Raw genomic sequence first — 23,142 nt, 5'->3', positions numbered from 1 at the left:
GTGTTTGAGACATAGGTGGTGTTCGTGGGGATGGTGTCGGTGACGACCACACTGGTGGCGCCGATCTGGCCGGTGTTCTGATAAGCGATGGTGTAGGTCAGGGTGTCGCCCGGGGAGGCTGTAGCTGTGCCGTCGGTCTTAGAGGTAATAGTCACATCCGGTTGAGCCACCACGGTGTCTGTATCGGTGCGGGAATTATTGGTCGAATCCGAGTCTGAGCCATCGTCGGTAATGGTAGCGGTGTTGACGATACTGGTTGTCCCAGCGGGCAGGGTGTCATTGACCACTACGGTCAGAGTCACCTGATGGGGGCCGTCTGGTTCCAGGGTGCCGATGTTCCAGGTAACTACGCCACTGGATTCAGTCCCTGTATCACTGGCTGAAACAAAGGTAGTATTTGTTGGAATAGTATCGCTAATGACCACGCCAGTGGCGGCCCGGGAGGAAGGAACCAGGGCACTGACTCCATATTCATCTGCACCTATATCGTAGCCACTATTATATGGTCTTGAACCTACATCTATATCCTTTGAAGGGGCGCTCTGGCCACTAAAAGTAGCCGTACCGGAATCTCTACAGGGAGAAGTGGAATTAAGATGATAAGTCGCATCAAGGTCCGGGTTGGTATTAATCAGGTCGTTAGTCCCCGACGTATAACCAGAAGTAGTCCCTCGGATACAGTTGTAATTACTGCCAGTGAAACTTCCTATATTAGTTATAGTTATATTACCGGAACCATTATCAAAGATATTGTTAAAACAAATGGTGTTATCACCACGATTATACAGATTTCCGTTGCCACCGGGATTGTTATTGATGAAGGTATTGTTTCTTAGTATTGTTCCATCAGAGTTAGGACCGATTTCAATCCCGCCGTTTCCATTGTTATTGTAAATAATACAGTTCTCAATGATGGTATTATATGTCCCATTTGAACTATGCCAGATAGTGATCCCTTCATCAGAGATATCGTGAATCTTGCATCGTCTAAGGATACAGTCATTACTGGTACCCTCTACACTCACGCTATATCCACTTCCATTTCCATCGACTTCACAATCAGAGATAAGACAGTTATCTGAATCTCCTTTTATTACTATTCTCTTATTAGTCCCCCCAAAACCAGTACAATTATAAACCCCGATATAATCTGAATTCTCAATATGGATATCGGCATAATTCCAGTCGCCCGTCCCATTTCTCACTATAAATCCATCTATCGTAATATAATTTTTCCCGGAAATGTAAAAACAGTAATTACGGGTATTCTGGGCATCAACAATTACATCTCCGGCTGAGATATCAGAAAACTTTGAGCTATTAGTATCCGCGATATAGTAGATACGGTTGCCCGAAGTGCCGCTATTGTCTATGGTAACCTGCTCATTATAGGTTCCCGGGGCAACATAGACTATATCACCTGGCCCCATAGTTGAGGCAGCATAATCTATGGTTCGCCAGGCCTCGGAAGCTGAAGGGCCGGTCCCGGAGTTAGTGTTATTACCATCAGGGCGGACATAATAGACATTAGCGACGAGTCCACCTGTGTTTTCGTAAGCAATGATGTAGGTTAGGGTATCACCTGGTGAGGCGGTAGCCGTGCCATCTGTCTTGGAGATGATAGTTACATCCGGTTGAGCCGCCACGGTATCTGGGAGGAGAAATGATCCCGTCCCAAATAAGATAAAAAATAAGAGGAGACTAGCCCAATAATAAGGCCTTTTTCGTCTCCTCCTGACCCGATCCTTTTGTTTATTCATTTTAAAGGTATCCTCCTCCAACTCCAAGCATTGTCATCTCTTGACACTACCGTTTGGAACCTGCGGCAAAAAAGTCTTTTTCTGTCATTAACCAACCAGCGGCTATTCTTTTCTTCGCTTTCAAGATTAAATCATCCAGGACTTTTTTCAGCTCATTTCCCATAACACAATACCCTCTTTTTCAATATTGAGAATAATTGAAGCTTCAACTCTCTTATACAATTCAAACTCCTCCTTTTCAAAGATCACTGGTGAAATCAAAATGTTATATTTAAGGCAAAGCTCACTCATTAACTCACATATCTGATCATCAAATTCCCGATCCTCTTTATCAACTACAACCAGAAGGTCAACGTCCGAGTCTTCATCGCTATCCCCTCTGGCTTTTGAGCCAAAAAGTTCAATCAACTCAATTCTATTCGGGTAGTGTGAAAGTAAGAAGTTTTTGAACTCGTCTACTACTTTTCCTTCGGATTCCTTCAATATATCCGGCCTCATTTTTTCACCTTTCGTTCCGGCCTAGCCGGTCGCCTGTAACCGTTCCGCCAACCACAAGGATACTTGATACTCGATGCTCGAGCATCGACTTGGACTTTTTCTTCGGATTACTACTATTATATTATACCACATTTTCTACTATAAATCAACAGCCAATTTTTACTTTAATCTACTATTGCTATGATACATTAATCCTAATTGCTCACCTTGTTTAGACGGTAGGCTGAAGGCGGTTAGTTCTGGCGCATTAACTGAATGAGGAGCGCCTAAAACCTTCCAGGTAAGAGTTGAGCGCTGAGGGTTGAGAGTTGAGAAGTGAGAGAAGAGAGCTCTCCGTTTACGATACCTTTAAGGCAGCATTCTTGTTTGAAGCCACTGCCGGAAGAAGACATCCTGTATTTCGTAAATCCCCTCGTTTTTCTCGATCACCTCTTTATTAAGCAATGCCCTAATCGATTTTTGGATCATGGAAGTGCTTCCCAGGCTGTGATTATTAATGAAATCTGCTGAGTATATCCTGCTGCTTCTGGTTTTAGTCAAGGCAAAAAGCAGGTTCTTCTGGTGAGGGGAGAGGCTATCCCAGATGATAAAATAAAGCTCTGACTGGTTAGAAAGGATTTGGTTAATAGCTTCTTTGATATCTTTGGATTGAACATCCTGACCAGGAAAAAGAAGGTCCCATATTTCGTGACAGAGCATCTGGGTGAAATAAGGGTGGTTCTCAGTGAGTGATAATATTTCTTCTATTACTTCTTCAGTTATTGAATGTTGGGTGTGGTTGAATCTATTTCTGATGAATTCGGCCATATTTTCTGCGGGAATCTTTTTAAGGGTCAACATCTTGCCAATATTATAAAGCGGCTTTTTTCTGTTAGTAAAGATGTCCAATAACATCCCTTTCTTGCTTCCCACAAAGACGTATGAGATTTTATCGTGGTGTTGAATTATGGATCTTATCTGCTTCTCCATTTCTTCACCATCCAGATTTCTTATCTCCTGAAATTCATCCATGACCACGACCCCTTTTCGTCCCTTCTTTTCAGCCACTTTCTGGGGAAGGTCGTAAACATCCATTAGATATCTTTCGATTCCCTTTCGGGAAGAAACATACTCAAATTCTATATCAGGGCTATCCTCCCCCTTAATGATAATCTTTGGAATAAAACCGGGTAGATATTCTTTTATGAATCTTTTTATCCCCTCGATCCTTCCTGCCACCCCTTTAGAGATAGCCTTAGCATACAATTCCAGCCAGACCTTTTTGGAGGGAACCTGATAAAGGTCCAGGTAGATAGTAAAGAGACCTTCTGCCTGGAGAAGGCCAAGGACTTTTGTGATCAAGGAAGTCTTGCCATATTTTCGGGGTGAATAGAAGAAGATATTTTGTAACTACTCAGCCTCTATATAGTAGCCTTACCTAGCGAAACCACAACATATTGTGTTTAGGTGTTTAAAAGTTAGCTAAAATTCCTAAAAAACGGCTTTCTATGCAACCTATAAAAGGAGACGAACCACAATATATTGTGTTCTGTAAGCTTCAAAATCAATATGTGGTGGCTGAGTAGTTACGATATTTTGACTGCTTCTCATGTCCTGACAGATCTCTTTAATCTCTTTTTCTCTGTCAGTAAAATAATCTCCCCGGACGATATCCCCATATCGGAAAGGGTTTTCCATATTATCCTCCTTAGATTATCTTATTTAGATTATACCTGTAAGTATAACACATCTCCCCCTGATTGTCAAGACAACAATTCCAAATGGAGGCTAAAAAAGATTCGACCTGTGAAATAGGTTTATACAAATATCCCCCAATTAGGGTAAGAAAGAGAATAAACAGATCGCTCCTATGGAGCTAATTTGTTATGAGAGATATATTCTACAAACATGTCGCTCCTCTGGAGCTAACCTGAATAAAGCTCCGTTAGGAGCAATCTGTTTGTAGTATTTCGCAAAAGCAATATATTTGCAGCTCCGTAGGAGCGACCTGTTTTTAGTAGTAGTAGAGCTTGAATATCTATGTCTATGGGAAGTTTCTTGCATTTTATTTAAGCCTATTTCACAGGTCGAAAAGATTTGGCAAGAAGATGATGCCGTTGTATAATGAGTAGAGATGCAAAAACTTGCGTCTTTACTGGGGCAGTTGATATGACTATATGTCAATGGCAATTAAAAATTGACCCAGGGGTCTCCAATAGTCCGTCAAAATTGCGGAATTACTAAACACCTATACTTTTGCACTTTGTATATTTTTAACTTCTTCATCTTTCTTTATCCTTAATTCCATAATGGTAGATAACATTGGATAACCAACACCTGTCGTTTATTTTTCACTGTGGCGGATTTCTATCTTCCGTATGTCTATCTTCCGTATGTTTAACGACCAAGTTCACCGGCGGCTATGGAGCGCAGCGGAATAGCCGTCTGGTGGAGCGCCAGGTTTTCTAACTGCCTGCACGGAACTGTAGAACCATCGGCGTAGAGGACGCACCTAAGTCATCCAAAGGATCAACTGTGAGGAACGTAGTAACCCCGTCCTTTGCCTGGTGCAAGGCCAGGCAAGTGAAACCCGCAAGGCACGCCCATGGAGAGACGGGAGGGAGAGGTTGGAAGAAGCGAATGCTTTTGGGAAAGCCAAAAGATAGGGCATGAAATATGGCTCAACGCCAAAACTGGCAAGCTTTCGGCGACTGGTGAAAGAGCGTGCTGACGTCCAACTGGTGTCTCATTGCGAGAGAATTTGGAGAACCCTTGAAGAAGAGGAAGCAAATGACGGCTCAAAAGGCTGGTGCACTCACAGATGACTCTGAGAAGTGGAATTCCATTAAGTGGAAGTAAGCTCAACGGGAAGTCAGAAGGCTGTAAATGCGTATCGCAAAGGCTGTGAAGGAACAAAAGGGAAAGCAAACTACTGCCGGCATTATCGGCACGCGAATTTCGCGCCCAGTTTACTTAGGAAGAATCACAGTCGGGCGGGTCCCACAAGGGCCGTCTTTGAGATGCTTGAGCTGTATGTGGGGAAACTTACATGTACAGTTCTTAGGGGGGAATGGGGCTGAAAGGCCCCTGACCTCTACCCGACCAAAAAGTCAAAAATATCAGACATCCGAAATCGAGGCTCGGAATAATCTGCCACTTACAACCCAAAACCCGAAACCCCAAACCCGAAACCCGAAACTGAGACAGAGCCTCAAATGCCCTCTGAAACACCCTTAATGAATTTTATAACTTCCCCTGGATTATTTGCTTTCAGGAGGGCGTTTCTATTCTTTTCCTCCTTGCAAAGGCGGGCTATCTGGGCCAGAACCTCAAGGTAAGACTCCCATTCCTCGTCGGGAGCTAATATAAGAAAGATGAGATGAACAGGCTCACCGTCTTCCGCTTCAAAATCAATACCGGCGGTTGACCTGAAAAAGGCCGCTAATATCTTCTTTATGGCTGAGGTGCGACAATGAGGAAGAGCGACCCCATCACCTACGGCCGTGGTCCCCAATTTTTCTCTCCGGTTGATGGCCTCAAGCACCTCTTTAGTATCTCTAACCTTTTTGTTTATTCGCCCTACCATATCCTCTAAGGCCACTTCTTTATTACGGGACTCAAAATCAAGGAAGATAAGGTCTGTCTCCAATATATTACCTATTTTCATCGACTCATTTCTCCTCTCACCATCTCCATATATCTTCCAAATAGGTAGTTAGCATCGTGAGGTCCGGGAGAAGCTTCAGGATGATATTGAACGGAAATAACCCTCTCTTCGGAATTAGTCATCCCTTCCACCGTATGATCATTAAGGTTTATATGAGAGATGAAAACCTTGTCCCGGGGAAGGGATTTTAGGTCAACACAGAACCCGTGGTTTTGAGCCGTAATTTCCACCCGACCGGTGATTAAATCCTTCACCGGTTGATTTCCCCCCCGGTGGCCGAATTTGAGCTTGTAGGTTTTTCCGCCCATAGCCAGCCCTAGGATCTGATGGCCGAGGCAGATGCCCAAAATGGGTTTCTTGCCCAGGAGCAAGCGGACGTTTTCAATGGCATAGCCCACTCCAGCCGGGTCCCCGGGACCGTTGGAAAGCACAATTCCATCCGGTTCAAATCTCAGGATTTCATCGGCGGGGGTGGCCGCAGGAACCACTACTAATTGGGCCCCATGTTGGTAAAGTTTTCTTAAGATATTTTTTTTAACCCCAAAGTCATAAACGGCTATCTTGGGGGGCGGTGCCTGGGAGGGAGGGGGTGGAATGGTGTAAACCTTATTGGTAGTTACTTCCCGGACCAGATCCCGGCCGATTAAAGAAGGAGAATCTATGGCCTTCTTAATAAGAGAATCAGGACTAAGATCCTCCGTCGAGATAATCCCCTTCTTTACCCCGCCGGTTCGGAGCATCCTGGTTAAGGCCCTGGTATCTACCCCCTGGATAGCTACAATTCCCTCTTCTTTCAGATATTGAGCCAGTGACTTAGATGCCCGCCAATTGCTGGGACAAGGGGTATATTCCCGAACGACAAATCCGCTTAAAAACGGTCTGCTTGATTCAGAATCTTCCTCATTGATGCCGTAATTTCCAATGAGGGGATAGGTCATAGTGACTATCTGCCCTCGATAGGAGGGGTCGGTCAGTATCTCCTGATACCCCATCATGCTTGTGTTGAAGACGACTTCACCGTAAGCTTCACCGTCAGCGCCAAAAGATTCTCCTTCAAACACGGCTCCGTTTTCAAGGGCAAGAATGGCTTTCATAAGTAGTCAGTATCACTGTTAACTACTGCCTTATCAAGTTAGTATTGTGGGTAGAGCCTCTTTTACCCCTCACCTTAATCCTCTCCCCTGAGGGGAGAGGGTAGGGTGAGGGGGATTGCTTCTACAAGAGACCAACCTATCAAATCAAATGTGATGGTACACTACTGTCTACTATATCACAATGACTCGATCCTGATCAACCTCGTCTACCTCGGTTAGTTGAACCTTAACTTTTTCTTCCCGTAAGGTAGAGATATTTTTCCCCACGTAATCGGGTCTGATAGGCAATTCCCGGTGACCTCGATCAACTAATATGGCCAGTTGTATCGACCTGGGCCGTCCAAAATCCATCAATTGTCCCAGGGCAGCCCTGGTGGTGCGGCCGGTATATAAAATATCATCTACCAGGATAACCACTTTGTCGTTAACATCAAAGGGGATATCTGTCTTGGAAACCAGCTCGCCGGGGGGGATTCTATCCCTCCCCTGGAGGTTTAAATCATCACGATAGAGGGTGATATCCAATGAACCTATCTTAACTTCTATCCCTTCTTCGGCGGCCATCAGTTTAGATAGCCTGACCGCCAGGGAAACCCCTCTGGTTATAATGCCCACCACGACTAAATCGCTCACATCACCGTTTCTTTCCATTATCTCCAGAGACATTCTGGTAAGAGCCCTTTTTATTTCCCTGGCATTCATCACTTCCCGCCTCATAACTTTCCCTTACCCTCCTTAATTAGATCCAACACCTTCAGGGTAACACCCAGGGAATTTAGTTCTTCCTCAGGGGAAACCCTCGATCGCCCTCCATTAGCAAAACAATTAATAAAATGAATCAGCTCCAATTTGAGGGGATTATCCTTATGGACAAAGAGTCTTTCGATAAAGGACTCTTGTTTATATCGCATCACTTCGCGGCTGAGGATGTATTTTGAGGCGGCTTGACGGTGGATATGCAGATCCTGATCAGCATAATCCAGGTAGATATAAGCGTCAGGCTGGGTAATGGATAAGGTGCGGATCTTATTTTCAGTTATTCTGGAGGCCGTGAGGTTGCCTATACAGCCGTTGGCAAAGATTAACTGAACATTGACCACGTCCTCATGTCCGTTGGAATAGACTGAAGCGCCGGCGGCGTTTATTCGTTCAAGCCTTGAGTTAACCAGGCTGAGAACGATATCGATATCGTGAATAAGCAGGTCCAGAACCACCCCGCTATCCTTTATCCGGCCGTTGGAGGAATAAGGGCCGAGTCGCCGACACTCAATGAAGATAGGATTCCGCACGATATTCTTGAGTTCCTGGACCGCGGCATTAAATCGTTCTATATGTCCTATTTGCAAAATTCTTTGTTTTGAGGCAGCCAGATCAAATAATTCTTTGGCCTCCTCCAGGTTTTGGGTCATAGGCTTTTCCAGAAGGACATGGAGGCCCGCCTCCAGACAATCTTTGGCCACCTGGTAATGGAGCCCGGTTGGAACAGCAATGCTTACTCCCTCAACCTTATCAAAAAGCTCCTTATGATCACGATAAGCCGTAGTTCCGTACTGGTTGGCTATTGTTTCTGCCCGATGGTAATCAATGTCTGTTACTCCGGTTAATTCTACATTAGGGATTTCGCTCAGGGTTCGGACATGATAAGTCCCCATATGCCCTGTTCCGATAACGCCTACTTTAGCAGGTTTCAAGCTAATCATCTCCTTTTCAATCAGATGTCAGAGCCAGATAATGGATCACAGATTGTCTGTATTCTGTGTTCTGACTTCTGACTTCTGTCTTTACATATCCCCCGTTTTGAAGCCCGAATAAAGGTCACTAACCGATTGACTTCCGGGCACTCCCCTAACTCTTCCTCTATCTGGGAGAGGGCTGCCGAAATAAGGAGGTTAGAGCGATAAAGGAGGCGGTAGGCCTTTTTGAGATGGTTTCTGAGGGGAAGAGGGAAGCCGGCTCTTTTCAGTCCGACCGTATTCAAGCCGCAAGCGGTGGCCGGATGTCCGTCCACCAGAAAATAAGGCGGCACGTCCTGGACCACCTTGGAGCTCCCACCAATCATAGCCAGCTCTCCAATCCTGACAAACTGATGAATGGCGGCCAGACCGGAAATGAAGGCCCGGTCTCCCACCTCAACGTGTCCGGTCAAACCGGCATAATTGGTGATAATAACTTCATTTCCAATCTCGCAATTATGGGCAATATGGACGTTGCCCATAATAAAGTTTTGGTTACCGATTCTGGTGACGCCTTCTTCGTTCCCCGCCCGATGAATAGTCACATATTCCCGGATGACATTGCCGTTCCCAATCTCCGTATAGGACCGCTTTACCTTGCATCCTTTTATCTGGGGATCATGGCCGATAATAGCGCCGGGATGAATTTCACAATCAGAACCAATCGAGGTCCAACCGGTAATGATGGCGCCAGGCCCTATCCGGGTCCGATCCCCCAGGGTGACGTGTTCACCTATCTGGGCCATAGGACTGATTTCCACTTCTGATCCCAGTTCAGCCCTGGGATGAACGATGGCCGTGGGATGAATCTTCATGGAAATTTTCTCCTCATTCGGCAATAGAAAACATTAATTCCGCTTCAGTTACCAGATTATCCCCCACGTATGCCCGGCCCAACATCTTACCCGTTCGCTGTCTGATCTTGATTGGTTTTCCTTCCAGTCTGAGTTGATCTCCTGGTAAAACAGGGCGTCTAAATCTAACCTTATCTATTCCGGTAAAATAGACCATCTTGCCTCTGTTTTCAACCTTGGAAAGGAGTAAAACCCCGCAGGTTTGAGCCAGGGCTTCCACCATCAATACCCCGGGCATAATAGGATGTCCCGGAAAGTGTCCCTGAAAAAATTCCTCATTCATACTTACATTCTTTATTCCCACTACCCGGGCTTCTGGCTCCAGTTCTATAATTCTATCCACCAAAAGAAAAGGGTACCGGTGAGGCAGTATCTCTTGAATAGCCGCCATATCCAGTTCACCGGTCAGGGGGACAATCTTTGTTTCTTGGGCGATTTTTTTAGCTAACTTAACATTCAGGCTGTGCCCCGGCTTAATAGCCGTCAGACGACCACTAAAAGGAGCGCCCAAAAGGGAGAGGTCTCCAATAAGATCGAGAATCTTATGGCGGACAAGTTCGTTATCAAAACGAAGGGAATCATTTAAGATTCTCTCCGGCCCAATGACAATAGCATTTTCTAGGCTCCCACCCTGGGCTAACCCTTGCTGTTTCAGGGTCTCTACTTCCTCTAAAAAACCAAAGGTCCTGGCTGGAGCGATTTCATTAATAAATATGTCAGGAGCCAGGGTGAAGGAGGCTAACTGAGACCCAACCGCCGGATGGGCAAAGTCTATCATGCAAGTAATAGTTAAAGCTTCATCCGGTAAAAGGGTGATTTCCCTGTCTCCATCCACCACCCAGACAGGTTTTTTAGGTCTAAGTATAGAGCGAGATTTTTCTTGAGTTAAAATTGGGCTCCCGGTAAGGAGATCAACTAAAAAAAGAGAGCTTCCGTCTCCGACTGGCGGCTCAGGGCCGTCCAGTTCAATTTCACAGTTATCGATCCCGAGTCCGCTCAGGGCAGAAAGGACATGTTCTACTGTCCTGACTTCCACGCCGTCTATTTTGAGCGATATCTCCCGGGTACTGCTGGCCACATTTTCCAGACTGGCTTTAACCTTTGGCTTGCCGGGTAAATCCCTCCTGACAAAGACAATCCCTGTATCTACCGGAGCCGGTTTAAAGGTAAGATTGATCTTGTTCCCTGTATGGAGTCCAATTCCAGCGTAAGTTACCTCTCTGGCAATAGTCTGTTGTTTCAGTTTTTTGCTCCTCCTATCCAATGTTAGGTTAGAATTTCAGTATCTACTCAAAATCAAGTTAAAAAAGTAAGCTCATTACAGATTATAGTGCTATGGGTTAAGTTTCATCTCCTTTTGTCCTGACAGCGTCGGCATAAGAGCTTCCCCTCCCTCCCATTTCACCCTCACCCTATCCCTCTCCCATCAAGGGAGAGGGAATTTTGCTTTGTCTCCCAACTAACTGCTTAACTTAGTTTTGAGTAGTTACGAATTTCAGTAATTACTTAGCCATACCAAAAGAAGACCACCCATTTCACCGATTACCCAAGATTTCACCGATTATCAGGAATTATTTTTGTAGCTATTCAGCCACAAAGACACTAAGACACGAAGATTATAAGAATTATTCTTTTACTTTGTGCCTTAGTGCCTTAGTGGCTGAATAGTTAGTTATTTTTTATCTGTGTTCCCAATGAGGGCTGAGTAGTTACGAATTTCAATTAAAAAAATAGTATACCACATCTTGGTCAATTTGTAAACCAAAAAAATAATCGAGCTATCTGGCTTGGTCGGAAAAAGAGGTTGACAAGTAAAAAAAACTGTGATAAACTTTTTTACGATTTTGGTCTTGTTCATCGTTTCGGCCATTTACGAAGAGCCCTCTGGCCACCGGCTGTCTGGTAGCCTGGTGTCCCGCCTACCAGACACCAGACTACCAGAGGGCGGCGAAAAATGGCCGAAACGATGAACATCGCCAAGATTTCTTTTAGGCATTAAGCCGTATCTTTTGATGGTAACTATTCCGCCCTAAAGACACCCCATCGTCCTCCGTGAGCGTTATCCGTGTCTGAGCTTCCCTTTGTTTCGGCTCGTTACGGACATGAAGAACGACTAAGGTGTCCTGGCGCCTGAGGAGTATAGTTACTACCAGTAAATAAAGGAGTTGATGTTTTTGCAGCTTACCATTACTGGCAGACGGATGGAGGTTACTCCACCCTTAAATGATTACGTGGAGAAAAAATTTTCACGGGTGGAGAAGTATTTAAAAAAAGGAGCTGACGTTCATGTAAGTCTCTCCGTGGAAAAAAACAGGCACAAGGTAGAAGTAACCATTAACGCCAACGGACTTGTCTTTAGGGGAGAAGAAGTAACGGCGGATATGTATGCTTCTATCGATCAGGTATTAGACAAGATAGAAAACCAGCTTAAAAGATATAAAGAGAAGACTAAGGGGCATAAGGGTAAGTCTTCACCCTGGGAAGAGAATATAGAGATGAAGATTCTTTCAGGAGGGGAGGATCAATCAGAGCTTAAGGTTATAAAGACTCAACGCCATCCGGTTAAACCTATGTCTCTGGAAGAAGCTATCTTACAATTAAGTCTGACCAAGAATGACTTCATGGTCTTCACTAATGCCGAAACTGAAGAAGTGAATGTAATTTATCACAGGCGGGATGGTAATTACGGTTTAATTGAGCCGTCTGTATAACAGAATTCGGCCTGGTTCATCATTGGGGCCATTTACCGATCAAGTGGATAGACTGAAGGTAGAAGGCTTTTAAGGCTGAAACACAATGAACATCACCGAATTCTGACTAATTAGGAGGAGAAATAGTTATGACACTTTTAGATATTCTAGATAAAAAATCTATTAAATTAAATCTTTCTGCCAAAGATAAAGAAGGAGTTTTGGCTGAATTAATAGATCTTTTAGTTGAAGCTAAGAAGATTTCAGATAGGGAAAGTGCCCTCTCGGCTATTATGAAACGTGAAGAGTTGATGAGTACCGGCATTGGGCATGGAGTAGCCATCCCTCACGCCAAGGCTGATGCCGTAAAGGAACTTATTTCTGCCTTTGGCTGTTCCAAAGAGGGCATTGATTTTCAATCCCTTGATGGGGAGCCGGCTTATATTTTTTTCCTTCTACTAAGTCCTGCTGATGAGGCCTCTGGTTTTCATATAAAGGCCTTAGCTCGAATCTCCCGTCTGCTAAAGCATAATTATTTCCGTGAACTTTTACGAAAAGCTGAAACTTCGGAAGAAGTGTTAAGTCTTATCAAGAAAGAAGAAGCTAAGCACCTCTAAAAGTAGACAGATGCCAAGTATATCCATCAAGCGAGTCCTGGAAGAATACGGCGATCGGCTTCGGCTTGAAGTGGCCGCCGGTGAAAGTGGTCTTAATAAAAGAATATCCGCTTCAACTCTTAACCGCCCAGGTTTAGCACTGACCGGATATATGGAACATTTTACTTATCGGAAGATTCAAGTTCTTGGAAAACTTGAGATATCCTACCTGAACCACCTTACCCCCACCCAGCGGCTTGGAAACTTAAAGAATCTCTTTATGCATGAAATCCCCTGCTTCATTGTTACCTGGGGGCAGGGAATCCCCCCTGAACTGGTGGCCTTAGCTGAAACCCACCAGATCCCTATCCTCAAGACCCCCTTAAGAACAGTTATGCTTATTACCCAGCTTACCTTCTATTTGGAGGATAAGTTTGCCCCTGAGACCAGTATCCATGCTTCTCTGGTTGATGTCTTTGGTATGGGGGTTTTAATAGTCGGACGAAGCGGAGTGGGTAAAAGTGAATGCGCCCTGGAGTTGATAGAGCGGGGACATCGGCTTATTGCCGATGATATAGTTGAAATTAAACGGCTGGGGAATAAACTGATCGGGACCGGAGCGGAGCTTATTAAGTACCATATGGAAATAAGAGGTCTTGGGGTGATAAATATAAAAGAACTTTTTGGCGTTTCGGCTATATGTGAAAAAAAAGAGGTCGAACTGGTGATCAACCTGGAAGAATGGAAGAAGGATGAGTATGACCGACTGGGTCTGGGGGATAAGGCCCATACCCTTTTAGGCGTAAAAGTGCCTCATCTTATTATTCCGATTAGGCCCGGCAGAAATATCGCTATCCTTATTGAAGTTGGGGTTATGAACCAGAGACTGAAGGATATGGGGTACCATTCGGCTGAGGAGTTTAATCAGAAGTTGCTTGACTGGATGGAAACAACAAGGCAAGATAAGGGTGAAAATGAGTAACAGCCGGTTTATTATTATCACTGGTCTGTCTGGCGCCGGAAAAACCCAGGCGGCTGATTTCTTTGAGGACAGAGGATTCTTCTGTGTCGATAATCTCCCGACTACCCTAATTCCCCTTTTTGCTGAACTGTGCAGTCGATCGAAGACCCCGATAAAAGACGTGGCTTTAGTCATTGACATTAGAGAAGGAGAATTCCTGACCAATCTATTTGATGCCTTAAGTAATATTTCTCAAAAAGGAATCGAATACAAGATCCTTTTCCTTGAGGCCCTGGATGGTGTTTTAAGTCGCCGTTTCAAGGAAAGCAGGCGGAGGCATCCTTTAGGTATAAGCCGTTCTCTGGATGAATATATCCAGACTGAAAGGAAGGCCTTAAGCCCACTTAAAGAGAGAGCCGATCTGGTGGTGGACACCTCGTATCTTACGCCGGGTGATTTGCGGGAGAAACTGAAGGAGGCCTTCCTTACCCTGGCCAAACCGAGGGAAATGACCATAATTCTCACCTCTTTTGGTTATAAATACGGGGCGCCTATGGATACTGACCTCCTCTTCGATGTCCGCTTTCTGCCCAATCCGCATTATATAGAAGAACTTCAACCCTTGACCGGGCAAGATAAACCGGTTATTGACTACGTTATGCAGTGGCCGGTAACAAAAAACTTCCTCAAGATATTTTTCGAGTTGATGGGATTCCTTGTCCCCCAGTATATGGCCGAGGGCAAGACTTATCTGACGATAGCCATCGGCTGCACCGGAGGCAAGCATAGGTCTATTACCATCACCGAGATGTTGGGGGAGTTCATTCAACAGCAGGGTCTGAAGGCCAATTTGATTGTTAAACATAGGGATATGGATAAATAGGCGATGGTCACTGTTTCGGCCAGTCAGAATAGAGTCCACGGTCCAACCAGTCCATACTGTCCCGAGGGTCCACTGTCCACCCAGTCCATACCGTCCACAGAGTCTACAGTCCCTCGCCAGTTATTAACAGTGGACCGTCTTAGAGAGTAGCCGAAACGATGGCCAAGGCCGGTTTTTTGCTCAGAAACTGGCTTATTCAGGAGGAGGAAGTAAAATAAGATGTTGCCGCCCAAAGATTTTTTTGATTTGTCTAAGTTTAAGCATCGGCCTTTCTTCGAAGAAGATAAGCCCGTCTGGGAAAGCCTGAAGAGGATCAAGCCATATATCAGAGAAGTGATCGAGCCTAATGTAAGCAAGATAAGAAATAGAGGCGATGTGCTGCTTAGAACAGTCGTCCTTTACCAGGACCAAGTCCTGGATGAAGGATATGAGTTGGAGATGGGAGACCCCGCCAAAGGAAAATTCAAGGTAATTTATCGAGGAGAGGTCCTAGTTGGGGCGGCCGTTATTTACGCGGGAGTCAGCCTCTTTGATGATCAAATATATATCGGAGAAGGAACGGTAATTGAGCCGGGGGCATTGATAAAAGGGCCGACTATTATTGGCGGCGGCACAGAAGTCAGGCAGGGCGCCTATATTCGGGGTGATTGTCTGATTGGAGATCGTTGTGTGGTGGGTCACACCACGGAAATCAAGACAGGGATTATGCTGGATGGCGCCAAGGCTGGACATTTTGCCTATATCGGCGACAGTATCCTTGGCAACGAGGTAAACCTGGGAGCAGGAACCAAACTGGCCAATTTGAAGATTATTGCTTCCTCCGTATCCCTAAAGATTGAAGGGAAAAAATATGATACCGGCCTGAGAAAATTTGGGGCTATCCTGGGGGATAGGGTCGAAACCGGTTGTAATTCGGTTACCAGTCCGGGCACTATCCTTGGCCCAAGGTCTCTGGTTTACCCCAATACTACGGTCAGAAGCGGATACCATAAACCTGGAATACGAATAAAAGGATAGAGTAACTACTCAGGTAGATAGGCTGAAGGCTGAAGGCTGAAGGCGGATTAAGGAGTGACGGATGAGTCTTTCAGAATTACGTTCAAAGATCGATGATATTGACGCCCAAATTATTGAGCTATTAAATAAACGGGCGGAGGCAGCCTTAGAGATAAGTCAAATCAAGCGGCAGGAGGAACTACCGATCTATCAACCCGACCGGGAGAGGGCTGTTTTAGAACGAATTAAGCGGTTGAATGCCGGACATCTTTCCGAAGACAATATTGTGGCCATTTATCGGGAGATTATCTCCGGGACCAGAGGACTTCAGTCAAAAAGAGTTCGGGTGGCCTATTTGGGGCCGGAGGCAACTTTTAGCCATCTGGCGGCCAGGAAGGAATTCGGCGCCGGGGTTGATCTTATCCCTAAACAGAGCATCCCTGAAGTAGCCAGAGAGGTCGAGCGAGGAGAAGCTGATTACGGGGTTGTGCCCATCGAAAATTCTATTGAAGGTTCAGTGGCTTATACCCTGGATACGTTAATAGATTCCAGGTTGAATATATGTGCTGAACTTCTCCTGGCTATTTCGCTCAATTTAGTGGCTAATTGTGAGCTTAAGAAAATAAAGGTGCTTTATTCCCACCCCCAACCCCTGGCGCAGAGTCGAGCCTGGCTAAGGGAAAACCTGCCGGGGGTGGAATATATCGAAACCTCCAGTACTACGGCCGCGGCTAAGCTGGCTAAGGAAAACTCCGAAAGCGGGGCTATTGCTTCGGCCTTAGCGGCCGAGCTTTACGATCTTAAAATCCTGGCCCGGCATATCGAGGATAAGGCCGGGAATTACACCCGTTTCCTGGTTCTTGGAAATCAACCCAATCCAGTTACTGGTGATGACAAGACCTCCATTCTCTTCTCGATTACCGACAGGCCTGGCGCTCTATATCGGATTACCCAGCCTTTTGCCGAGTTGGATATCAATCTGACCAAGATCGAGTCCCGTCCCTCACGAAGACAGCTCTGGGAATATATTTTTTTCTTGGATTTTCAGGGACATGTGGAGGAGGACAAGGTAAAAAAGGCCTTGAATAAGCTCAAGGAAGAATGTCTTTTCTTGAAGGTGCTGGGATCTTATCCCAGGGAGTCGATGCCTGATGTTGCTTAAAGCCAGACCAAATATCCTCAAGGTTCAGCCTTACGAACCGGGGAAACCTGTCAGCGAGGTGGCCCGGGAACTGGGGCTAACTGATGTGGTCAAACTTGCCTCTAATGAAAATCCCTGGGGGCCGTCACCTAAGGCCTTAGCGGCTTTAAAGGGTTCTTTGGCTGAAGTCAACCGCTATCCTGATGGGGGAGGTTTTTACCTCAAAGAGGCCCTTTCGGCTAAACTGGGCGTAGACCCTGATTGGATTATCCTGGGCAATGGTTCGGATGAAATTGGGGGGCTGCTTGCCTTGACTTATCTTAATCCGGGTGACGAGGCGGTAGTTGGTGAGCCGGCCTTCATCCGTTATGCCCAGAATGTGGCTATGGTAGGGGGAGAATGTATCTCGGTCAAGCTGAGGGAATTTACTCACGACCTGCCGGCTATGGCCGAAGCCGTTACACCTAAGACCAAACTTGTCTTCATCGCCAACCCTAACAATCCCACCGGCACTATGGTGACTCAACAAGCAGTAGGTCACTTTCTGTCCCGGATCCCCTCATCAGTCCTGGTCGTCTTTGATGAAGCCTACTACGAATACATTGACCGAGAAGACTTCCCCAAAAGTTTAGAACTTCTAAAGGAGAGAGAGAACATCCTTATCCTGAGGACCTTTTCCAAGATATATGGTCTGGCTGGGTTAAGGATAGGGTATGGGATAGGGAGACCAGAGGTTATTTCAGCCATCAATCGGGTTAGACCGCCTTTTAATGTCAATTCCCTGGCCCAGAAGGCAGCCGTAGCTGCCTTAGACGATGAAGAATATGCAAAGCAATGTCGAAGACTCAATCAGGAGGGATATGTCTATCTGACTCAGGAACTAAAGAGACTGGGCCTAGCCTTTGTTCACTCGGTAGCCAATTTCATTCTGGTAGATGTAGGGCAGGATGGTAGAAGGGTTTTTGAGAGATTACTGGCTGAAGGTGTGGTAGTTCGACCGATGGGCGGCTACGGCCTAACCACCCATCTCAGGGTCACCATTGGCCGACCGGAAGAAAATGAGCGGTTTATTCAAGCCATTAAAAATAGGCTGAAGGCTATTGAACTTCAGCCTTCAGCCTTCAGCCTATCTGCCTGAGGAGTTATCACGGGTAGAGACGATATGGTTTTCTTTAGAAGGGCGGCCACCGTAGAAACAGTCAGGTCAGAAAGATAAGGGAGGATGCCCAGGATAGGGACGCCGGTTATCTCCTCTATTAAAGCTGGGCTGGTCTTTTCAGCCAGACCGGCCTTTTTTAAACCGTTTATTATTATCCCCACTACTCTAATTCCCTCTTTAAGGGCGTATTTGACGGTCAAGCAGGTATGATTTATGGTCCCCAGCCCAGGTCTGGCTACAACCAGGAGGGGCAGGTTAAGATCGCGGACAAGGTCGATAACCAGGTAGTCTTTTCGAATAGGGACAAGAAGCCCACCCACACCCTCTACGATCATCGGATCATAGCCTTGGGCTAAAAGATGATATGCCTCCAGGATTTTGCCAACCTCTATCTCTATTTTAGCTAAAGAGGCAGCCGCCGCCGGGGCCAGGGCTTCTTCAAAACAATAGGGATTAATGAGGCTGACTTCTTCCTGTATTCCACTTGCCTCTATCAGCAGCCGGGTATCCCGGCACTCCAGGCCACTGGTTGGTGTCTTTATCGCCCCGCTTGAAACAGGTTTCATCACCCCCACCCGATGTCCCATATCTCGGTAGGCCCTGGTCAGGCCGGCCGCCACAACAGTTTTTCCTACCCCGGTATCAGTTCCGGTGATAAAAAGTCCACTCAAGTCAACTCTTCCCTCTCCCCCCTCAATTAGGATGGGGTTATAATCAGCGGCCTCTTTGCTTTCTCCCGATAATCCGGGGGTCTACTATCGGGCTATCTTCTTCATCCTCATACTCATAAGGATAGGGCATATTCTGAAACATCCCCCGGAGGAGGTATAAGTAATATCGATCACTTTCCCCACGGCTTCGAGAGATAATGACCATATCAACTAACCTCTCCAGAGTGTAAATAATATCATCCATCTTTGTCTTTTCCTTATTGACTAAGTGGTCTATTACCTCTTCTATTTCAGAGATAAGTGCGTTTACCATAGGCCGGTCGGCCCTTTGGGCATAAATGAGTCCTGCCCCCCTGGTGCGGCAGTTTTTTACCAGCAGCTCCAGGGCCTCCTGGACATCCTTATCCACCAATTTCGGAGTTTCTTCATAAAAGTCAAAGATGACCGCGGTGCACCTCAACATAATCATCCTTCGCTCTTCAGAAAACTCGGTCTCTTCAGGTGGTTTGATTTGGCGGGCCCTATCCTTAAGTTCCTTTAGCTCCTTTTTCTGAGCGTGATAGTTTTCAGCTTTCGGTAAATACGCACAGTCGCCGGTGCATTTGATCTCTGTATTTCTCTTGTTTCCGCAGCACTGGGGGCAGATCATCCCTCCCAGGGCAGGGCAGGATCGCTTAGCTTTTTTCTGATGGCAACTGACACATCTCATTTCAAAATACCCCTCACTACTTAGAGCCTATCCCAAAACCGATCCGAGTCGCAACCATTAGAGAGCGACCACTGGCGCCTTCTATCCCTCGGCAGTTGTAGCTGCCTCCTTTATCGGCTTTCATCGGGCCGAGGTTTTGGGGATAGGCGCTTAGTGGCTAATTACACCTCCGGTTCAATAAGGAAGAGGGTCTCTCCGGCTTCTACTGTTTGAGCGTTTTCGACCAGGATTTTGACTACCCGACCGCTAACCTCTGATTTGATTTCGTTAAAGAGCTTCATCGCCTCAATAATCCCTAGGCTATCTCCCTCCTTGATCATATCTCCTTCTTCCACAAAGGGTGGTTGATCCGGGATAGGGGATCGATAAAAAGTCCCAACCAGTGGTGAGATAACAGGAATAAGATGGGCCAGGGGAAATTCTTCTTTTGCTTCTTCTTTGGTGACAGGGGCAAGTATTTCTTCAGGAAAAGATATAGCCCCTTTGATACGGATTCTCTTTTTCCCTTCAGTAAGTTCAAGCTCCAATAGACCCTCTTGATAAGCAAACTGAATGATATCCTCAACTTCGAGGGTTTCCTTATCTCTAAGCTCTTCTTTAAGGACTTCTTCTGCCGGGGACGGATGTCCCGCCGGGTCTTTTCTCCACTCAAAGAACATAAGGGCGTTTTTGGGGAAAAGACAATAGGTAATAATATCTTCCTCCTTTTCGATCAGGGGGGCGGGGAGTTTCTTTTTGGCTTCAGGAATGGCCGGCTCAAGGGTCTCGGCCGGTCGAACCCGGATAGGTTCTTGTTCACCCAGAAGCTTATTTCTAACCCATTCATCTACCAATTTAGGAGGTCTTCCATAGTAACCCTTAAAATAAGCCTTGACTTCTTTGGGAACAAACTTATATCTCTCACCTGTCAGGACATTTAAGAGGGATTGATTACCTATTATCTGATGGATAGGGGGAATAAGGGCGGGATAACCCATTTCCTTTCTTACCTGGGGAATCTCTACCAGAACTTCCTTTAACCTGGAGAGGGCATGCTGCTCTTCTAAATGACTGATTAAATCAGCCGTCATTTCACAGGGAATCTGAGAGGTGATACCGGCTGCCTCCATCATAAGCCACTCTGGTCCGAACAGGTGTCCTGGCTTAACTACTTTTTCAAAATAATCTGATATCTTTTTAACCACGGGCAAGTTAATGGCCAGGGCATATCCGGTGTCTTCCAGGACAGCCGCCATAGTCTCAACAGCCGGCAGGGCAGTATAAATAGCCATTGCTGAGACCGCCCCGTCAATCATATCCACACCGGCTTCAATGGCCTTCAAATAAGTCGCTGTGGCTAAACCTCTTGATGAATGACACCGCATCTGAACAGGAATATTAAACCTTTCTTTGAATGCCTTCACCAGGTTATAAGCCGCATAAGGGGTAAGGATACCAGAAGTGTCTTTTACACAAAGAGAGTCGATCCCTAAATCTACTTGCCGGGCGGCACAGTTAAGATAATAATCCAGGTTGTGAATCGGGCTAATCACACCGCAAATATTTCCCTGAACTTTCCCCCCTTCTTTCTTAACTGTAGCTATGGCTATCTTCATATTCCTAACATCATTCAGGGCATCAACAATTCTAAATATCTTGATTCCGTTTTCTACCGATTTGGATACAAAGGCCTTAAGGACATCATCAGGATAAGGCCTATCTCCAACTATATTTTGGCCGGCAAGCAGCATCTGAAGGGGGGTAGATTTGATAACCTTCCTGAGCTGTTTCAAGCGTTCCCAGGGATCCTCCCCCAGATATTTGAGAGCGATCTCAAAGTTAGCTCCACCCCAGACCTCAACTGAATGGTAACCAGCTTGATCTATGGCCTCAGCTATGGGGAGAATATCTTCCAGCCTTATCCTGACAGCCCGCCGGTCCTGATGGACTTCTCTTAGAGTAGTATCGGTGATTAAGATTGGTTTGGGATTATTCATATTCTCTCAGTAACTACGCAGGTGGATAGGCTGAAGGCTGAAGGCTATTGAACTTCAGCCTTCAGCCTAAACACCTGATTGGCTCTTGGCTCTTGATATAAAGTTGCTACATTATAAAGCAATATCCTTCTTTTGTCAATCGGAATATCGGAAAAAACCAGGTGTGAAGAATGAAAATCTACCAGGAGAATCCTCAGGCAGAGAAAAGAGGGGAAGGGAGGAGAAATATATTCTGAAGAGAAAAAAGGGCGGAATATCCCCCTTGAGAGTTTTCGAGACAAAGGAAGATATTGGGGATCTGTGATTCAGACGTAAGGATTGGAAATTAGGTTATGAGTAGAAATAATAAGCCTTTTTAGAGGATGCTTGTTTGATGGTTAGGCAAAAACTCTAAGAACTCATTAACCCCTTAAAAAAATATATGATAATGCAATTTTCTTCTTGACTTCAGCGACAAAAAGATTTATGATAATCTATCATAACTTAAGAGGTTGAGGAGGAATCATGCAGTATATCAAAGACCATAAAACAGGTTGCCTTTTTGATCCCTGGGACTATAACAATGAGTTCCTGGGGAGAATTGGCTAAGATATGTTAGGCATTTCAAACGAGACACCAAACGACTTTTACGAAGTGGGAAAGATATTGAGAAGTTTCTGGGGCTTATAAAAAAAGAAAGACGATAGATTCGATTTCGTGCAAAACTTAGGTTTTAATAAAACTTAAAAAATGGCGAAACTACAGCGAGTAATAAATGTCTGAATTAAATAAAGTAGATGTGAAGGCTAAATTAGTAACATACGCTCAACTGGCTTATCAGCTTGGACTGGTCTGGGGAAGAAGTGGGAATATGAGCCTTAGATTGGATAGAAATCACTTTATCATTACGGCTGCTGGTTCGAGTTTGAGGGAGTTGAGTGATTTAGACATAGTCGAATGCAGTCTTGACCCCGGGAAGGAAGGGGAGGCGTGCGGAGAGATAAGGCCTTCGATGGAATTCAGGATGCATCGGGAGATATATTGGATCAGAGAGGATGTGTCGGCTATTTTGCATACTCAGCCACTTTTTAGCACATTAGTCGCCTGCAGTTCTGAGATAGAGTTGGAGAGAGCGATCCTTCCCGAATCTATTGCTTACATCAAGAAAATAGAGAGGGTGCCTTACCAACATCCGGGAAGCATCGCCTTAGCCAAAGAAGTAGCCAGGCGAAGCATTGAAGCCGATGTCCTCCTCCTGGAGAATCATGGTGTGCTTGGCGTGGGTATTTCGGCAGAAGAGGTGGTTAACAAGATAGAGACATTGGAATTTCTGGCTCGATTAACCATTACGGCCCGAAGCAGCCAGTCGAGGCTTAAAGTATTACCTGAAGGTATAGTAGACAAATTTAAGCAAAGACTAAAGATATGATGATTGCTCGATGCTCGATGCTCGATGCTCGATGCTGGGTCAGGGCAATCGCCTCAAATTTATCGACCTGTCCGGTTAGAATCTTTCATTTAAAACCGCTGAAGCGGTTACGGCTTGCTATGTTGTCTGGTTCGCATCACCCTGATAAATCAGGGTGCTAATCTCAATAAAGCTGGATACTCGATGCTCGAGGCTGGATGCTGGATACTCGAGGCAGGCAAAGACTCCCCGTATCCAGCATCGAGAGCATCCAGCATCGAGTATCGAGTATAAGGGCCGACCCTTTGGTTCCGATAATATATCTTATGTAAACTTGATACCTTGGTAAGGTAGATAATCCTCTTGGATTTCTCATCCAAGCGCTCGC

The 23,142-nt window shown here is 45.7% G+C and carries 24 protein-coding genes; 10 read left to right on the top strand and 14 right to left on the bottom strand.

The window, feature by feature from the left end:
• The 10 genes from AB1797_00300 to lpxC form a co-directional block, all read right to left on the bottom strand.
• Positions 1 to 1,760, bottom strand: a 1,760-nt coding sequence (locus AB1797_00300; GenBank protein ID MEW5766055.1) for a right-handed parallel beta-helix repeat-containing protein, incomplete at its 3' end; no start/stop codon positions are given.
• A gap of 147 nt (positions 1,761 to 1,907) precedes the next feature.
• Positions 1,908 to 2,258: a nucleotidyltransferase domain-containing protein gene (locus AB1797_00295; GenBank protein ID MEW5766054.1), complete on the bottom strand. Its 351-nt coding sequence runs from the start codon at positions 2,256 to 2,258 to the stop codon at positions 1,908 to 1,910.
• 348 nt (positions 2,259 to 2,606) lie between these two features.
• Positions 2,607 to 3,638, bottom strand: a complete 1,032-nt coding sequence (locus AB1797_00290; GenBank protein MEW5766053.1) for an ATP-binding protein — start codon at positions 3,636 to 3,638, stop codon at positions 2,607 to 2,609.
• 114 nt (positions 3,639 to 3,752) lie between these two features.
• The gene (locus tag AB1797_00285) at positions 3,753 to 3,935 is read right to left on the bottom strand and encodes a hypothetical protein (GenBank protein ID MEW5766052.1); all 183 of its coding nucleotides are present in this window, start codon (positions 3,933 to 3,935) and stop codon (positions 3,753 to 3,755) included.
• 1,513 nt (positions 3,936 to 5,448) lie between these two features.
• Positions 5,449 to 5,904 (bottom strand): PTS sugar transporter subunit IIA, encoded by a 456-nt coding sequence (locus AB1797_00280; GenBank protein MEW5766051.1) that lies wholly within the window; start codon positions 5,902 to 5,904, stop codon positions 5,449 to 5,451.
• Positions 5,901 to 6,998, bottom strand: coding sequence for a glutamine-hydrolyzing carbamoyl-phosphate synthase small subunit (gene carA, locus AB1797_00275; protein ID MEW5766050.1), 1,098 nt, complete (start codon positions 6,996 to 6,998; stop codon positions 5,901 to 5,903). The genes AB1797_00280 and carA overlap by 4 nt, the downstream gene beginning before the upstream one ends.
• A 171-nt stretch (positions 6,999 to 7,169) precedes the next feature.
• The gene (gene pyrR, locus AB1797_00270; protein ID MEW5766049.1) at positions 7,170 to 7,715 is read right to left on the bottom strand and encodes a bifunctional pyr operon transcriptional regulator/uracil phosphoribosyltransferase PyrR; all 546 of its coding nucleotides are present in this window, start codon (positions 7,713 to 7,715) and stop codon (positions 7,170 to 7,172) included.
• Positions 7,712 to 8,689, bottom strand: a complete 978-nt coding sequence (locus tag AB1797_00265) for a Gfo/Idh/MocA family oxidoreductase (GenBank protein ID MEW5766048.1) — start codon at positions 8,687 to 8,689, stop codon at positions 7,712 to 7,714. The genes pyrR and AB1797_00265 overlap by 4 nt, the downstream gene beginning before the upstream one ends.
• Positions 8,690 to 8,709: 20 nt before the next feature.
• Positions 8,710 to 9,546 carry an acyl-ACP--UDP-N-acetylglucosamine O-acyltransferase gene (gene lpxA / locus AB1797_00260; GenBank protein MEW5766047.1) on the bottom strand — a complete coding sequence of 279 codons (837 nt, stop codon included), beginning with the start codon at positions 9,544 to 9,546 and terminating at the stop codon, positions 8,710 to 8,712.
• Between the two features lie 13 nt (positions 9,547 to 9,559).
• Positions 9,560 to 10,849: a UDP-3-O-acyl-N-acetylglucosamine deacetylase gene (gene lpxC, locus AB1797_00255; GenBank protein MEW5766046.1), complete on the bottom strand. Its 1,290-nt coding sequence runs from the start codon at positions 10,847 to 10,849 to the stop codon at positions 9,560 to 9,562.
• Between the two features lie 910 nt (positions 10,850 to 11,759).
• Between lpxC and raiA the strand changes: the two genes are divergently transcribed.
• The 7 genes from raiA (at position 11,760) to hisC (ending at position 17,990) form a co-directional block, all read left to right on the top strand.
• Positions 11,760 to 12,296, top strand: coding sequence for a ribosome-associated translation inhibitor RaiA (gene raiA, locus AB1797_00250; GenBank protein ID MEW5766045.1), 537 nt, complete (start codon positions 11,760 to 11,762; stop codon positions 12,294 to 12,296).
• Positions 12,297 to 12,424: 128 nt separating this feature from the next.
• The gene (locus AB1797_00245) at positions 12,425 to 12,892 is read left to right on the top strand and encodes a PTS sugar transporter subunit IIA (GenBank protein MEW5766044.1); all 468 of its coding nucleotides are present in this window, start codon (positions 12,425 to 12,427) and stop codon (positions 12,890 to 12,892) included.
• 10 nt (positions 12,893 to 12,902) lie between these two features.
• Positions 12,903 to 13,853: an HPr(Ser) kinase/phosphatase gene (gene hprK / locus AB1797_00240; protein MEW5766043.1), complete on the top strand. Its 951-nt coding sequence runs from the start codon at positions 12,903 to 12,905 to the stop codon at positions 13,851 to 13,853.
• Complete coding sequence (rapZ, locus tag AB1797_00235) at positions 13,846 to 14,715, top strand: RNase adapter RapZ (protein ID MEW5766042.1); 870 nt, start codon at positions 13,846 to 13,848, stop codon at positions 14,713 to 14,715. The genes hprK and rapZ overlap by 8 nt, the downstream gene beginning before the upstream one ends.
• Before the next feature lie 219 nt (positions 14,716 to 14,934).
• Positions 14,935 to 15,732, top strand: coding sequence for a glucose-1-phosphate thymidylyltransferase (locus tag AB1797_00230; protein ID MEW5766041.1), 798 nt, complete (start codon positions 14,935 to 14,937; stop codon positions 15,730 to 15,732).
• Between the two features lie 61 nt (positions 15,733 to 15,793).
• Complete coding sequence (pheA, locus tag AB1797_00225; protein MEW5766040.1) at positions 15,794 to 16,873, top strand: prephenate dehydratase; 1,080 nt, start codon at positions 15,794 to 15,796, stop codon at positions 16,871 to 16,873.
• The gene (gene hisC, locus AB1797_00220; protein MEW5766039.1) at positions 16,863 to 17,990 is read left to right on the top strand and encodes a histidinol-phosphate transaminase; all 1,128 of its coding nucleotides are present in this window, start codon (positions 16,863 to 16,865) and stop codon (positions 17,988 to 17,990) included. Before pheA ends, hisC begins: the two co-directional genes overlap by 11 nt.
• Here the strand turns inward: hisC and bioD are convergent.
• From bioD to AB1797_00205, 3 genes are all read right to left on the bottom strand, one after another.
• Entirely contained in the window at positions 17,960 to 18,682 is a 723-nt protein-coding gene (gene bioD / locus AB1797_00215) for a dethiobiotin synthase (GenBank protein MEW5766038.1), read from the bottom strand. The genes hisC and bioD overlap by 31 nt on opposite strands.
• 43 nt (positions 18,683 to 18,725) lie before the next feature.
• The gene (locus tag AB1797_00210; GenBank protein ID MEW5766037.1) at positions 18,726 to 19,391 is read right to left on the bottom strand and encodes a hypothetical protein; all 666 of its coding nucleotides are present in this window, start codon (positions 19,389 to 19,391) and stop codon (positions 18,726 to 18,728) included.
• Positions 19,392 to 19,552: 161 nt separating this feature from the next.
• Positions 19,553 to 21,367, bottom strand: coding sequence for an acetyl-CoA carboxylase (locus AB1797_00205; protein ID MEW5766036.1), 1,815 nt, complete (start codon positions 21,365 to 21,367; stop codon positions 19,553 to 19,555).
• An 85-nt stretch (positions 21,368 to 21,452) separates the two neighbouring features.
• Here AB1797_00205 and AB1797_00200 point away from each other — a divergent pair, with 85 nt between their 5' ends.
• The 3 genes from AB1797_00200 to AB1797_00190 all read left to right on the top strand — a co-directional run bounded on the left by AB1797_00200 (position 21,453) and on the right by AB1797_00190 (position 22,936).
• On the top strand, positions 21,453 to 21,671 hold the full coding sequence (locus AB1797_00200; protein MEW5766035.1) for a hypothetical protein: 219 nt from the start codon (positions 21,453 to 21,455) through the stop codon (positions 21,669 to 21,671).
• A 450-nt stretch (positions 21,672 to 22,121) separates the two neighbouring features.
• Positions 22,122 to 22,775 (top strand): class II aldolase/adducin family protein, encoded by a 654-nt coding sequence (locus AB1797_00195; protein ID MEW5766034.1) that lies wholly within the window; start codon positions 22,122 to 22,124, stop codon positions 22,773 to 22,775.
• Positions 22,772 to 22,936 (top strand): hypothetical protein, encoded by a 165-nt coding sequence (locus AB1797_00190; protein MEW5766033.1) that lies wholly within the window; start codon positions 22,772 to 22,774, stop codon positions 22,934 to 22,936. Before AB1797_00195 ends, AB1797_00190 begins: the two co-directional genes overlap by 4 nt.
• A 2-nt stretch (positions 22,937 to 22,938) precedes the next feature.
• On the opposite strand, the gene AB1797_00185 is transcribed toward AB1797_00190, so the two are convergent.
• Positions 22,939 to 23,130: a hypothetical protein gene (locus tag AB1797_00185; protein ID MEW5766032.1), complete on the bottom strand. Its 192-nt coding sequence runs from the start codon at positions 23,128 to 23,130 to the stop codon at positions 22,939 to 22,941.
• Between the last annotated feature and the right edge of the window lie 12 nt (positions 23,131 to 23,142).

It is taken from the genome of bacterium, from assembly GCA_040753085.1.
Taxonomy (GTDB): Bacteria; UBA9089; JASEGY01; order JASEGY01; family JASEGY01; genus JASEGY01.
The sequence above is the reverse complement of the archived record's forward strand: the minus strand, read 5'-3'. Positions and strand labels throughout refer to the sequence as shown.